The sequence below is a fragment of the Micromonospora parathelypteridis genome, assembly GCF_014201145.1.
Classification (GTDB): Bacteria; Actinomycetota; Actinomycetes; order Mycobacteriales; family Micromonosporaceae; genus Micromonospora; species Micromonospora parathelypteridis.
Map to the genome: position 1 here is coordinate 1,538,737 of NZ_JACHDP010000001.1, position 12,724 is coordinate 1,551,460.

14 protein-coding genes are annotated in these 12,724 nt (G+C 70.9%); 3 read left to right on the top strand and 11 right to left on the bottom strand.

Translation table 11 applies throughout. The annotated features are described in order from the left end of the window. Positions 1-98 precede the first annotated feature (98 nt). The 4 genes from npdG to HNR20_RS06440 form a co-directional block, all read right to left on the bottom strand. Positions 99-797 (bottom strand): NADPH-dependent F420 reductase, encoded by a 699-nt coding sequence (npdG, locus tag HNR20_RS06425; protein ID WP_184177301.1) that lies wholly within the window; start codon positions 795-797, stop codon positions 99-101. Between the two features lie 113 nt (positions 798-910). Continuing rightward, a complete protein-coding gene (locus HNR20_RS06430; protein WP_184177303.1) occupies positions 911-2,341 on the bottom strand; it encodes an RNB domain-containing ribonuclease in 1,431 nt (476 codons plus the stop codon). Between the two features lie 100 nt (positions 2,342-2,441). After that, a complete protein-coding gene (locus HNR20_RS06435; RefSeq protein ID WP_229687205.1) occupies positions 2,442-3,341 on the bottom strand; it encodes a histone in 900 nt (299 codons plus the stop codon). A gap of 83 nt (positions 3,342-3,424) precedes the next feature. Further along, positions 3,425-3,628, bottom strand: coding sequence for a hypothetical protein (locus HNR20_RS06440; protein ID WP_130403226.1), 204 nt, complete (start codon positions 3,626-3,628; stop codon positions 3,425-3,427). A gap of 340 nt (positions 3,629-3,968) precedes the next feature. Here HNR20_RS06440 and HNR20_RS06445 point away from each other — a divergent pair, with 340 nt between their 5' ends. Both HNR20_RS06445 and HNR20_RS06450 read left to right on the top strand, forming a co-directional pair. Next, the gene (locus HNR20_RS06445) at positions 3,969-5,069 is read left to right on the top strand and encodes a M48 family metallopeptidase (RefSeq protein ID WP_221309724.1); all 1,101 of its coding nucleotides are present in this window, start codon (positions 3,969-3,971) and stop codon (positions 5,067-5,069) included. A gap of 60 nt (positions 5,070-5,129) precedes the next feature. Next, on the top strand, positions 5,130-5,627 hold the full coding sequence (locus HNR20_RS06450) for an NUDIX hydrolase (RefSeq protein WP_184177308.1): 498 nt from the start codon (positions 5,130-5,132) through the stop codon (positions 5,625-5,627). Between the two features lie 10 nt (positions 5,628-5,637). Here HNR20_RS06450 and HNR20_RS06455 read toward each other — a convergent pair whose 3' ends face one another. From HNR20_RS06455 to HNR20_RS06470, 4 genes are all read right to left on the bottom strand, one after another. Beyond that, the gene (locus HNR20_RS06455) at positions 5,638-6,603 is read right to left on the bottom strand and encodes a hypothetical protein (protein WP_221309725.1); all 966 of its coding nucleotides are present in this window, start codon (positions 6,601-6,603) and stop codon (positions 5,638-5,640) included. Continuing rightward, positions 6,597-6,929, bottom strand: a complete 333-nt coding sequence (locus tag HNR20_RS06460; protein ID WP_184177310.1) for a PadR family transcriptional regulator — start codon at positions 6,927-6,929, stop codon at positions 6,597-6,599. Before HNR20_RS06460 ends, HNR20_RS06455 begins: the two co-directional genes overlap by 7 nt. A gap of 20 nt (positions 6,930-6,949) precedes the next feature. Then, positions 6,950-7,822, bottom strand: a complete 873-nt coding sequence (locus tag HNR20_RS06465; protein ID WP_184188080.1) for an AraC family transcriptional regulator — start codon at positions 7,820-7,822, stop codon at positions 6,950-6,952. An 85-nt stretch (positions 7,823-7,907) separates the two neighbouring features. Beyond that, positions 7,908-8,495, bottom strand: a complete 588-nt coding sequence (locus HNR20_RS06470; protein ID WP_184177311.1) for a GNAT family N-acetyltransferase — start codon at positions 8,493-8,495, stop codon at positions 7,908-7,910. Between the two features lie 66 nt (positions 8,496-8,561). Here HNR20_RS06470 and HNR20_RS06475 point away from each other — a divergent pair, with 66 nt between their 5' ends. After that, positions 8,562-9,446 carry a transglutaminase domain-containing protein gene (locus HNR20_RS06475; RefSeq protein WP_184177313.1) on the top strand — a complete coding sequence of 295 codons (885 nt, stop codon included), beginning with the start codon at positions 8,562-8,564 and terminating at the stop codon, positions 9,444-9,446. Here HNR20_RS06475 and HNR20_RS06480 read toward each other — a convergent pair. From HNR20_RS06480 to HNR20_RS06490, 3 genes are all read right to left on the bottom strand, one after another. Then, positions 9,433-10,386 carry a redoxin family protein gene (locus tag HNR20_RS06480; RefSeq protein ID WP_184177315.1) on the bottom strand — a complete coding sequence of 318 codons (954 nt, stop codon included), beginning with the start codon at positions 10,384-10,386 and terminating at the stop codon, positions 9,433-9,435. The two genes, HNR20_RS06475 and HNR20_RS06480, sit on opposite strands and share 14 nt — an antisense overlap. Further along, the gene (locus HNR20_RS06485; RefSeq protein ID WP_184177317.1) at positions 10,387-11,613 is read right to left on the bottom strand and encodes an epoxide hydrolase family protein; all 1,227 of its coding nucleotides are present in this window, start codon (positions 11,611-11,613) and stop codon (positions 10,387-10,389) included. Between the two features lie 157 nt (positions 11,614-11,770). Further along, the gene (locus tag HNR20_RS06490) at positions 11,771-12,631 is read right to left on the bottom strand and encodes an SDR family oxidoreductase (protein WP_184177319.1); all 861 of its coding nucleotides are present in this window, start codon (positions 12,629-12,631) and stop codon (positions 11,771-11,773) included. Positions 12,632-12,724 lie beyond the last annotated feature (93 nt).

Consider the following 12,724-nt stretch of genomic DNA (forward strand, 5'->3'; position numbering starts at 1 on the left):
GCATCCGCCCTTGGGGATACCGCCACATCGGCGATCTGGAGTCGACCGGGTCGGGCCGCCGAGCCCGCGCGCGGGAATCCAACCGAGCCGCGAGTTGGTCAGATGTCGGTGACGCGGACGCCGGCGTGTGCCTTGTAGCGCTTGTTGATGGCGATCAGGTTGGCGGTGAAGGCCTCGATCTGGTGGGCGTTGCGCAACCGGCCGGCGTAGATGCCGCGCATCCCGGGGATCCGGGCGGCGAGCGCGCCGACGATGTCGACCAACTCGCGGTCCTCGGTGCAGATCAGCACGTCCAGGTCGATCCGGTCGATCTCGGGGTCGGCGAGCAGCGGTGCGCTGACGTGGTTGAACGCCGCGCAGACCCGGGAGTCGGGTAGCAACGCGGCGGCCTGCTGCACGGCGCTGCCCTCGGCGACGGTCAACGCGTACGGGCCCTGCTTGTCGAAGCCCAGCGGGTTGACGCAGTCGACGACGATCCGGCCGGCGAGCGGCTCGGCAAGGGCGGCGACGGTGGCGGCGTGCCCGTCCCACGGCACCGCGATGATCACCACGTCGCTTCGGCGGGCCACCTCGTCGTTGGCCGCACCGGTGACGCTGCCGTCGGCCGGGATCCCGGGCAGGGCGGCGATCTCGGCTGCGGACTCGGCGGCCCGCTCGGCGGACCGGGAGCCGATCAGCACCGTGTGACCGGCCCGCGCGAACCGGTAGGCGAGTCCGCGCCCCTGGTCGCCGGTGCCACCGATGATGCCGACCGTCAGTTCAGACACGTCGGGCAGCGTGCTCGCGTCGTATGCCATGGGTTCATCCTCGCAAACCACCAGCTCGGCAGGAGCGCCCAGCGCTGTGACAATCCCCGCTGCCCCCGAGTGGGCCGACAGTGCCCCGACCAGCGGCGGGAAAAGCGGCCGGGTCAGGCCAGCTCGAACAGGACCGTGCGGGCTGCCGGGTCGGCGGTGACCAGTCGGACCCGGACCCGTTCGCCGAGCGGCAGTTGGCCGAGGCATCGGCCGCGTACCGGCGGAGCGTCCAGCGCCACCGTGCCGCCGGGCGGTCGGGGGCGGGACCGGCCGTTGGGCGGGGCGTCGACGTCCAGCACCGCCGCGTCGAAGGTCTCGCCCTCCCGGTGCGCCAGCAGCACCGCCTCGGCCAGCTCGACGGCGCCCCGGGCGGCCGCCGAGGCGGTCCGGTCGGTGCTCGCCATCACCTCGGGCAGCCGGGGCAGCGCCGCGTGGGCCCAGTCGGGCACCGGCCGGCCCGCGTGCAGGGCCAGGCAGACCTCTGTGGCGTACCGGTCGGCCAGGCGCCGCAAGGGCGCCGTGACGTGGGCGTACGCGGCTGCCACCCCGCCGTGCTCCGGGTGCTCCGGAATCGTCCCGTCGAATGCGGTGTACGCGGCGCCGCGCATCAGCTCGGCCGCCTGGTCGATGAACGCGGCGGCGCGCGGCTGGGCTGCGTCCAGGTTGGCGATGACCTGCCCCGGGTGGACACCGTCCGGCCAGTGCACGCCCAGCGGTGCGGCGGCGGCGCGGAGCCGCTGCACCGCCTCCGGTTTCGGCGCCGGCATGGTCCGCAGCACACCGACCCGGCCGGCCAGCATGATGTCGGCGGCGGCCATCCCGGTCAGCAGGGAGATCTGGGCGTTGTGTTCCTCCATCGGCTCCGGCGCGCGCAGCACGAGCCGCCAGCCCTCGCCGTCGGGCTCCAGATCCTGCTCGGGAAGCGGAAGGTTGATAGCGCCCCGCCGCAGCCCTCGGGCCGTGAGTCGGTCGCCGATCTCGGGCAGCAGCGCGATCGGGTCGGGTAGCCGACCGGCGTCGGCTGCGGCCTGCACCCCGGTGTAGTCGAGTTTGGCCCGGCTGCGGACCAGGGCGCGTTCCAGCTCCACGGCCACCGTGCCGCCGTCGGCGTCCAGGTCGATGGTCCAGATCACCGCGGCCCGGTCGTCGTCGGGCAGCAGGCTGGCGGCGCCCTCGCTGAGGGTCCGTGGATGCAGCGGGATGTTCCCGTCGGGCAGGTAGATGGTCTGCCCTCGCCGCCAGGTCTCCGCCTCCAGGGCGCCGCCCGGGGTGACGTGGGCGGCGACGTCGGCGATCGCGTACCGCACGCGGTAGCCGCCACCCGGACGGCGGGAGAGGTGCATCGCCTGGTCCAGGTCCCGGGAGGTGGCCGGATCGACCGTGACGAACGGTACGTCCGTGCGGTCGACGGGCGGCCGCGGCGGTGCCGCGGCAGCCTCGTCGGCCTCACGCTGCGCGTCGGTCGGGAAACCCTCGGGCAGGCCGAGCTCGCGGCGCAGCGCGCCGAAGTCGATGCGGGGCGCGAGTACGCGTCGGATGACCACGGGGTCAATCCTGACAGCGCCGCGGGTGATCCGCTTCCGGTGACCGGCCGAGAAATCCGGCCGGCCCACCAGACCGGGCGGGTGGATGTGACCCGCTCTCTCAGCCAGTCGCCTTCCGGGCGGCGCTGCGCGTACTCCGGGGGGCGGTGGCCCGTGCGGCGACCGGGCGGGCCGGCGACTTGCGCGCGGTCACCTTGCGGGCGGGCGCCTTGGCCGCGACGGTCTTCTTCGCCGGGGCCTTCTTCGCCGCCGCCTTGCGCGCGGTGGTCGAGGAGGTGCCTGTCACCCTCGCGGCCGGGGCCTTCTTCGCCGGCGCCTTGCGCGCGCCGCCGCTGGGGCGGGTGGACGCGGTCTTCTTCGCCGGCGCCTTCTTTGCCGGGGCCTTCTTGGCGGCCGTCTTCGTCGCGGTCGTCTTCTTCGCCGCTGTCCGCTTGACGGTGGACGCCTTGGTCGCGGTCTTACGCGCCGGCGCCTTCGCCGCGGCGGTGGTCTTCTTCGCCGCCGAGGTCGTGGTCTTCTTCGCGGCGCTCGCGGTCTTCTTCGCGGCGCTGGTGGTCTTCTTCGCCGCAGCGGTGGACTTTCGCGTCGCGGACGCTGGGGGTCGCGTCGCCGCGACGGTGCTCTTGCGTGTCGCCGGAGCCCGCTTCGCGGCGACGGTCGTCGTGCGGGTGGTGGTCTTCTTCGCCGGGGCCTTCTTCGCCGCCGTGGTGGTCTTGGTCGTGGTCTTCTTCGCGGGGGCCTTCTTCGCCGCCGTGGTGGTCTTGGTCGTGGCCTTCTTCGCGGGGGCCTTCTTGGCCGCCGTGGCGGTCTTCTTCGCCGGGGCGCGCCCCGCGCCGCCGGCAGCCTTCCTGGCCGGGGCCTTCGCCGCCTTCGCGCCCGCGGTGGACTTGCGGACGGGGGTGGTCCGGCTCGCCGCCGTGTTCCGCTCCGCCGCGGCGGTCTTCTTCGCGGTGGTGCGTCGGGCGGCCGGGCGCTTGGTGGCCTGCTGTGTCTCGGCCATCGTGGTTCCCTCCTTGGGGGACGTGCTCTCGCGTGCGTCCTCGCGGAGCACGAAGTACCTCGGCGCGAGCCGTCCCGCGCCGCCTATCTGTCTTCCCCGGCCCAACGAGCGTCCTCGGCATCCCACGCCTCGTTCCGCTCCTGCACTCGTTGCAGGGCGTTCTCCGCGTCGGCCGCCGAGTCGTACGGGCCGAGGACGTGCTTCGCCGGACACACGTTGGCGTCCGTCTCGACCCGGTGATGCCGGGTGCACCAGTAGAACTGCCCACCACGTCCGCTGTCGCTCATGGGAATCACTGTGCACCGCGATCCGGCCGGCCGCCACCGGATCGCACAAGTCGCCGACGATCTCCACAGTAGATATGCATACGGTTCGTCGGGCCGGAATGCGGAAATAGGGTCGGACGAACAGCCAGTTCCTGCGCAATCCGGGGCTGAGGCATGATCTGCGCTCGTGATCAATACGGTGACCGGCACGGGGGCGTGCCCGGGGTGTGGGGCGACAACGGCATCGGTACGAGACGCGGTGCCGTGGTGTCCCGGCTGCGAGTGGAATCTGGACGCCTACGACCCGGCACGACGTCGACGTGAGTTCGGTTGGCGCTGGGTCGACCGGTGGACCTACCGAATGGCGTTCCGAGCGACCAGTCGGCAATTCACCCAACTGGCCGGGCGACCGCTGGGCACCAACGGATCGGAAACCGCGCGGACGCTCACCGCGGCCGCGTCGCTGACACTTGTCGCCGCGGTGCTCGCACTCGCGGGCGTCGGCGTGTGGTTGATCGTGGCGTTCCCGTTTCCCAACCTGGCGATCGTGCCGGGTGTGGCCATGGTCGGCCTCGCGATCGCGTTGCGGCCCCGATTCGGTCGACTCGACTCGGAACTGGAGGTGCTCACCCGCGACCAGGCGCCGGAGCTGTTCGGCCTGATCGACGAGGTGGCCGCGGCCATCGGGGCGCCGACGCCGGACGTGGTGGGCGTGGATGGTGCCATCAACGCGTACGCCGGTGCGGTCGGGTTGCGACGTCGCAGGGTGCTCGGTCTCGGGCTTCCGCTGTGGGGTTCGCTTCCCGCCGGTGGTCGGGTGGCGCTGCTCGGGCACGAACTCGGTCACTTCGTCAACGGTGACCCGCGCCGGGGCCTGCTCACCCAGCCCGCGTTCGACATGCTCGCCTCGGCCGCCGACCTGTTCCGGCCGGTGCGGACCACCGTCGGCGCGGGGCTGGTGGAGATGCTGGGCGACGCCCTGGGCCGCGCGTTCCAGTGGGTGGTGTCGCGGGTGCTTTTCGTCGCGTACCTGCTGTTGGTGGCGGTGGCGTTGCGGGACAGCCAGCGCGCCGAGTACCTCGCCGACGAACTCTCCGCCCGGGTGGCCGGCACGGCTGCCGCGACCGATCTCCTTGACGCCACGCTCGCGGCCGAGTCGATGGCGCTGGCGGTGCGCCGGGAGACCCGGGCGGGGCACGGCCCGGATCGGTGGCGTTCGGCCTTGGCCGAGGCCCGCGCCGCGAGCGCCGATCGACTGCCGCTGCTGCGCCAACTGTCGGTTCGAGACGAGGCGTCGCTGTTCGCCGCCCACCCACCGACCGGACTGCGCCGCCAGATGCTCGCAGGACGCGCGTGGCAGGACCCGGCGGTGGTGCTCACTCCCGCCCGGATGGAACGGATCGACGCCGAGTTGGCCAGGGAATACGACCGCTTCCGCCGTACCGTCGCCTGGGCGGGCTGACCTCGCGAGGCGCCGGCGCGCGCCGGCGCAGGCCGTGGGGTCGCGGCCTATGATCGCCGGATGGCGGTACCGGACTACATCTTGGGAATGCGCAAGCACGTCGGTCACGACCTGCTTTGGCTGCCGAGCGTCAGCGCGGTGGTCCGCAACGACGCCGGGGAGCTGCTGCTCGGTCAGCGTGCCGACGACGGGCGCTGGTCGGTGATCAGCGGCTTCGTCGAGCCGGGCGAGCAGCCGGCCACCGCGCTGGTTCGCGAGGTGCGGGAGGAGACGGGTCTGGACGTGGTGCCGGTGCGGATGTCCAGCGCCGTCTCGCACCCGCACACCTACCCCAATGGGGACCGTTGCGAGTACCTCAATCTGGGTTTCCTGTGCCGACTGGTGGCCGGCACCGCCCGGGTGAACGACGACGAGTCGCTGGCCGTGGGGTGGTTCCCGTTGGACCGGCTGCCCGAGTTGGACAAGCACGCGCTGCTGGTCATCGCCTACGCGCTGCGGGAGAACCAGTTGGTTGGGTACCTGGAGCCGGGCGCGACGTGGGACGACGTGCCCGACTGAGCTACGCGGATCAGACCGGGGTTGGTGCTAGGGCGACCGGCGCGGCGGGCGCCGACCGGCCCGCCCGGATGGCGTACGCGAGCGCGTAGGGCGTACACGCCAGGTAGAGCATCGGTTCCACCAGCACCTGGTTGGTGATGATCTGGAAGATCCCCCAGGGGATGGTGGGCCGCGTTAGGCCGATGTTCCAGTCCGTCCAGGCGACGAAGAGCCACAGCGGCGCGGAGATGCGGTCGACGCTGCCCAACGGCTGCGCACCGATGACCGGGCCAGCGCCAACGCCCGCCGAGACGGCGTCGACGACGGCGAGGATCACCGCGAGGTCGGCGGCGGCGAGCGCGCCGAGGACGCCCACCCACCAGGCCGCGCGGAGTCGGTTCCGGGCGGCGAGGCTCGCCGCGGCCCAGAGCGCCAGCGTCAGACCGGCCAACCAGAGCAGCAGACCGGGTACGGCGCGGGGCAGGTCGTCCGGGTAGATGACGTACAGGAGCGGGACCGCGACCGCACCGATGGGGAGCACCACGCCGAGCGCGATGCGCAGCGGACCGTCGAGTGCGGTGTGCCGGGCCCATCGGGCGGCGAACACCGCCAGCAGCACCGCCATCGCCACGGTGATCGCCGTCCAGTTCAGCGTCTGCGCCTGGTCCGACCAGTTCGCGCCCGTCAGCCAGACCTGCATCCGGTACAGGGCGGCCGCGCTGCCGACCACGATTCCGACGCAGGCGATCGGAGACAGCAGCAACGCAGCCGCGGTGCGGCGAGCCCGCCGATGCAGCAGGCTGCGGTCGACCAGCGGGGCGCCAGCCCGGCTGACGGCGAGGCTCACCGCGAAGCCGACCATCTTCGTCCGACTTCCGCCCTCGGCGAGCACGTGCAACTCGGCGGCCCACTCGCGGCGCAGGTCGTCTCGAAGGTCGGCGGGCCAGCGGCGCGCGGCCAGCTCCAACAACAGTTCGGCGGCCCGGCGGGTCACCATGCCGGTGCCCCGGTGGGCTCGGCGCCGCCCCACGAGGGACGGCCGTCGGGGATCGCGGCCCGCAGGTCGGCGAGTGCCCTGCGGGCCTGCGCCGCGCCAACGGCGGTGAGTTGGTAGTAGCGGCGGGCCGGCCGCCCGGCCGCAACCGGGTCGATCGCCTCCCAGTCGGCGGCCAGCCAGCCGGCCCCGCTCAGCCGGTGCAGCACCGGATAGAGGGTGCCGCTGGGCAGGCCGGTCAACCGCATCAGGTCCAGCCCGTAGCGCTGCGCGTCGGGCTCGGCGAGCAGCGCCGCGAGCACCTTCGCGACCGGAATGGTGATCCGCATCCGGGCACTGTATCGGAACTCTACATAGGGGTGGGGACCCTCTCGACGGGGATCCACAACTCGGCGTCCGCCTCGGTGCCGTCCGCGGACACCCGGACCCGGGAGATCTCCGGTCCAGGTCGGCTGCGGTACGGGTTCGACGGGAACCACTGGGTGAACACGTCGCGCCACAGGAACTGCACCGCCTGTGGGAACGCACCGGAGGTGGTGAACACCGCCCACGTCCCGGCCGATACCGGCAGCCCGTCCAGGTCCTCCGGCGGCGTGGCACCCGTGACCACCCCGTGCCAGTAGTCCAGTTCGGTGCCCTCCGCCCGGCTGTCGGCGAGGTTGTCGCTGACGTTGACGATCCCGACCGGCTCCTGATCCGAGAGCGCCTCGATCCGCGAGGTCGTCTCCTTGTCGATGCTCCGGATGAAGGCGACGATCGCCGGGTTCATCCCCTCGTGCACCAGCGGGACGCGGGCCTTGCGTCCCACCAGAGTGAACGCGTCCTTGCTGACGATTCGGTACTCCATGCTGCCGCTCCCTTCGACGGTGAGTCGGAAGGACATCCGGGGCTGGGCGCGCAACGCTGCCCCCGTACGCCGAGCCTCTCCGGGCCCCACGCCGTGCACGGCGTGGAACGCCCGGGCGAACGCCTCCGCCGACCCGTAGCCGTAGTGGACCGCGATGTCGAGCAACGTCCGCTCCCCCGCCAGCACGTCCGCGCCAGCGACGGTGAGCCGACGCCGACGGATGTACTCCGACAGCGGCACGCCGGCCAGCGCGGAGAACAGCCGCCGGAAGTGGTACTCCGACGTCAGCGCGATCCGCGCCAGATCGGCCACCTCGATCCGCTGGTCGAGGTGCCGCTCGATGTACGCCATGGCTTCGTTGAGCCGCTCCAGCACCCGGTTCCCCTTCCCTTTCAAGCAGTCACGCTAGGCGGCAGGGGCAGGGGCTCACCCGACATCCGGTGCCCGCAACGATCGGGTCTCAGCGCGGCGACTGCTGCATGATCCAGGTGGGCACGGGCTCCGACAGGGAACCCACCACCTCCCAGCCGGCGCGACGGTACAGCTCAACGTTGCCCGGGTTGCTGGTCTCCAGGATCGCCGGCAGGCCTTCTTCGGCGGCGCGATCCAGCCCGGCTCTCATGACGGCGCGACCCCAACCACGCCCGGCGCTGTCGGGGTGGGTGCCGAGGACGCCGAGATACCAGAACGGGAAGGTCGGCAGCGCGGCGTGCACGGCCTCGTCGTAGCCCTGAACCCGAGCCAGCACATCGTCGGGATATCGAGCTTCCTCCGGCGACCCGTGCCCAGCGGCCGGTGGCCCGGCCGACAGCTCGGCTGGTGGCTCCCAGATGGCCACGGACGCGCCGCCCCCGATCGTCCAGATCGATGACCGGTGCACCCGCTTGTCGAAGAGGCGCCCGAAGAAGGTGGCGGCGTACCGCGGGTAGGTTTCCTCGTCCGGGAACAGGTACCGCAGCACGGGGTCCTTGACGAACGCAGCGACCAGTGAACCTATTACCGCGTCGCGGTCCGTCGGCGTGGCGATGGTGATCTCGGGCGTTGTCACAACAGCCGACACTATCCCGAAAAAGCACCTTGACCCTGACACGGTGGTGGACCGCAGACTCGTCTCATGGACCTCGATGACTACCGGGGACACTCCCCCTACAGCGACCCCGGTCGGCACGGCGGACTCCTCGACGCCGTACCGACCGACATCCCCACCGTGGCGGCGACCGCCCGCAACGTGATCGTCCACTACCGGGCCGGCGGCGTCGAGCTGCCCGACGACCGGCTGGACGAGGTGAACTGCCGCTGGGTGGACCGCATCCTCGACACCGACCAATCCCGATTTCCCCTACCCCTCGCCGCCGAGCGTCCGGCCATCGACCGGGTGGCGGGCTGTTGCCGGGACCACACGCTTCTCTCGGTCGCGGTGCTCCGCCAGCACGGCATTCCCAGCCGCAGCCGGGTCGGTTTCGCCTCGTACTTCGTGCCCGGTTGGCACCACGATCACGTGCTGATGGAGTACTGGAACGGTCATCGGTGGGTCTGGGTCGACCCGGAGCTCGACCCGGCCGGCGACTGGGGGTTCGACGGCTACGACATCGACCCGACGGCAGGGCTGTTCGACTCGCCAGCGCGGGTGTGGTCGGCGTACCGAGCGGGGGCGATCAACCCCGAGGTCTACGGCGTCAGCCCGGAATTGCCGATCCGCGGTGCCTGGTTCATCCACGACTACGTCCTACAGGAGCTCGCCCACCGACAGAAGGACGAGTTGCTGTTGTGGGACAGGTTCGGCGCGATGACCGACGACCTCGCCACCGCCGACCTCGCGCTCGTGGACGAGATCGCCGCATTACTGCTCGCCGCCGACGACGGCGACGAGACCGCGGAGAAGGCACTCGCCGACCGGTACGCGACAGACAGCCGTCTGCGTCCCGGCGCTCAGGTCCGCAGCATCTCACCGGTCTCCGGCACGGTGAGCACGGTCGATCTGCGCGTCAGCCGAACGTGAAGGCGTACGCGGCGGCGCCGGGCTCGCCGAACGTGATCTCCAGGGTTCGCTCACGGACCGCGTCCTGCTGGCGTACGAGCTGGTAGAGGCGGCCGTCCTCCAGGACGCCATTGCCGTCTTCGTCGACATCGACGCCGTGTGACGGGCCGGGAGCCGCACCGTCGAGAAGCACACGGAACGGGATCGGCTGTCCCGACCCCGGCGCCAGCACGAGATGCGCGTCGCGGGCGTGGAACCGGAAGGCGATGCTGCCGCCGGCGTCGTCGAGCACGACGCTCTCCGACCCGATCCTCCACGCGCCCGCCAGTGCCCACTGGTTGAGGCCCAGGCTCTCGGGCAGTTCGTAGACGCGGCGTTCGTCGAGCGCGGCGCCGTTCGGCGACGCGAAGTGTTCGCCGCGACTGAAACCGAGGTACGTCTCGGGCGTACGCAGGTTGTCCCAGTCGGCCTCTGCCTCCGGCCCGAAACCCTCGACGGGTACGAGGTCGCGCTCGATGCCGAGCAGTTGCTGCAGAACACGCTCGGACTGCTCGTAGCGCCCCTCGCCGAAGTGCTCGTCGCGGATGAGACCGTCGGTGTCGACGAAGTAGAGCGCCGGCCAGTACTGGTTGCCGACGGCCCGCCAGATCGCGTAGCCGTTGTCGACCGCGACCGGGTAGTCGATCGATCGCGCCGCGACGGCCCGTCGCACCCCGTCGACCTCGTGCTCGAACGAGAACTCCGGCGTGTGCACCCCGACGACGACCAGCCCGTCGCCGCGGTAGGCCTGCGACCAGGCACGGACGTACGGCTCCTGGCGCAGCCAGTTGATGCACGTCAGCGTCCAGAAGTTCACGAGGACGACGCGACCGCGCAGGTCGGCGGGGCCGAGTGGCTCGGAGTTGAGCCACTCGGCCGCCCCGTCGAGCGGGGGCAGGTGCGGACGCCCGAAAACGGCCATCTAGCGAAGCGACCGGAAGGCGGTGCGAAGCTCTTCGGAGAAGATCTTCGGCTGTTCCCAGGCCGCGAAGTGCCCGCCCTTGTCGAGCTTGTTGAAGTAGATGAGGTTGGGGTACGCCTGCTCGGCCCAACTCTGCGGTGCCTCGTAGAGCTCGTCGGGAAAGACGCTCACGGCGACTGGGACGTTGACGCCCTTGGCGGCGAAGAACGAGAGCTTGTTCTCCGCGTACAGCCGGGACGCGGAGATCGCGGTGTTCGTCAGCCAGTAGAGCGAGATGTTGTCCAGGATGTCGTCGCGGGTGAGGCCCGCCTTGGCCCCGTCGAAGACCTGCGCGATCAGGGCCAGGCTCTTCGCGTCGTGGTCGAGCAGGAAGGACGCCAGGCCGACCGGAGAGTCCGCCAGCCCGGTCAGCGTCTGGGGACGCGTGGCCATCATGAGGGCGTAGGCGACGTGCTTCCAGACGTAGTCCAACTCCGTGGCCGCACGCATCTCGTCGTCGGACAGACCGGAGGGCAGCGAACCCATGGCGTTGTTCGCGGCGGTGACGTCGCCCTGGAACAGGTTGTCGATTTCCGGTGGGACCGCGCCCGCCATGTTGGTGTGAATGCCGAGCAGTTCCGGCGGTGCCTGCACCCCCATCTGATCCACGATGACCGCACCCCAGTCGCCGCCCTGCGCGACGAACCGGGAGTAGCCGAGTCGCTTCATCAACTCGGTCCAGGCCGTCGCGATCTTCTCCGGGTTCCAGCCCGACATGGTGGGCCTGCCCGAGAAACCGTGGCCGGGCAGCGATGGGATCACCAGGTGGAAGGCGTCCGACGCGTTCCCGCCGTGCGCCGTGGGGTCGGTGAGCGGCTCGATGATCTTCATCTGCTCGATCACGGATCCGGGCCAACCATGGCTGACGATGAGCGGCAGCGCGTCCTCGTGCTTCGAGCGCACGTGGATGAAATGGATGTCCACCCCGTCGATCGTGGTCATGAACTGCGGTACGGCGTTCAGCCGTGCCTCGACCTTGCGCCAGTCGTACTCGTTCTCCCAATAGCGCGCGACGGCCTGAATCGTCGCGAGTGGCACGCCCTGCGACTGGTCGTTCACCGTTTCCTTGTCCGGCCAGCGGGTGGCCTTGATGCGCCTCTTCAGGTCATCGAGGTCGGCCTGCGGAATGTCGACCGAGAACGGTCGAATCTCCGTGGTGCCCGGACGAGTCTTGGTTTTGACAGCCATGCGTGTTTCCTCTCCGTCTAGGTTTGCGCCTCGCGAGGAGAAATCATGGGGTGAAGACACTGCCCGGACTTATGTGCCAATTCGATTTGGGCACGCCGCCGCCATATCTCGGAGCCTAGAACGCCGCGCCCCGGGCTCGTGGCGATACGAGGAGTCCCTACTGGTCATGTCCGGGGGCCGCGACGGCCTGCTCGGCGGCTCGGCTGACCTGCTCCCAGCGCGCCCAGGTGTCCATTCGTCGGCGGGAGACGTCGAACGCCAGGTCGTACACCATGCTGCCGAGCAGGAGCCGCAGCGGCGGGTCGTCGCTGTCGACCAGTTGCAGCAGCGCCTCGGCCGCCAGCCGTGGCTGGCTGTCGATCGAGCCTTCCGCCCACTGTCGCTCCAGTTCGGCGCGCAGCGGCGCGTAGGCCTCCAGCGGGGTGGTGGCGCTCAGACTGGTGTAGAGGTCGGTCCAGTACCCGCCCGGCTGCACGATGCTGAGCTTGACGTCGAAGGCCGCCGCCTCCATGGCCAGGGCCTCACTCATGCCTTCCAGGGCGAACTTGCTCGCGCTGTACATGCCGGTGCTCGGGAAGCCACCGAGCGCGGCGATGCTGGAGACCTGCACGATGTGACCGGACCGTTGGGCGCGCAGGTGCGGCAGCACGGCCTGACTGACCCAGAGCGCGCCGAAGAGGTTGACCTCGAACTGGGCTCGCGCCTCGGCCTCGGTGAACTCTTCGATCATGCCCATGGACAGGGTGCCGGCGTTGTTGACGACGATGTCGAGCCGTCCGAAGTGCTCGACGGCGGTGGCCACGGCAGCGACGACCGCCGCCCGGTCGGTCACGTCGAGGGTCAGGGCAAGCAGCCGGTCCGCGTGCCGCTCGTCGAAGTCGTCCCGGGCGATGGTCCGGGCGGCGGCGACCACCCGGTCACCACGTTCCAGCGCGGCGTCGGCGAAGGCGCGGCCGAGGCCGCGGCTGGCGCCGGTGATGAACCAGGTCCGGGGGGCGGCGTGGGATGAGGTGCGCATGGTGGCGTCTCCGCTTCGTTGATACGAGACGAGACGGTTCGTCTCGTTGTAGGGAGGAGATTAGGCCACCGTGCGTTCACCGTCAAGACGAGA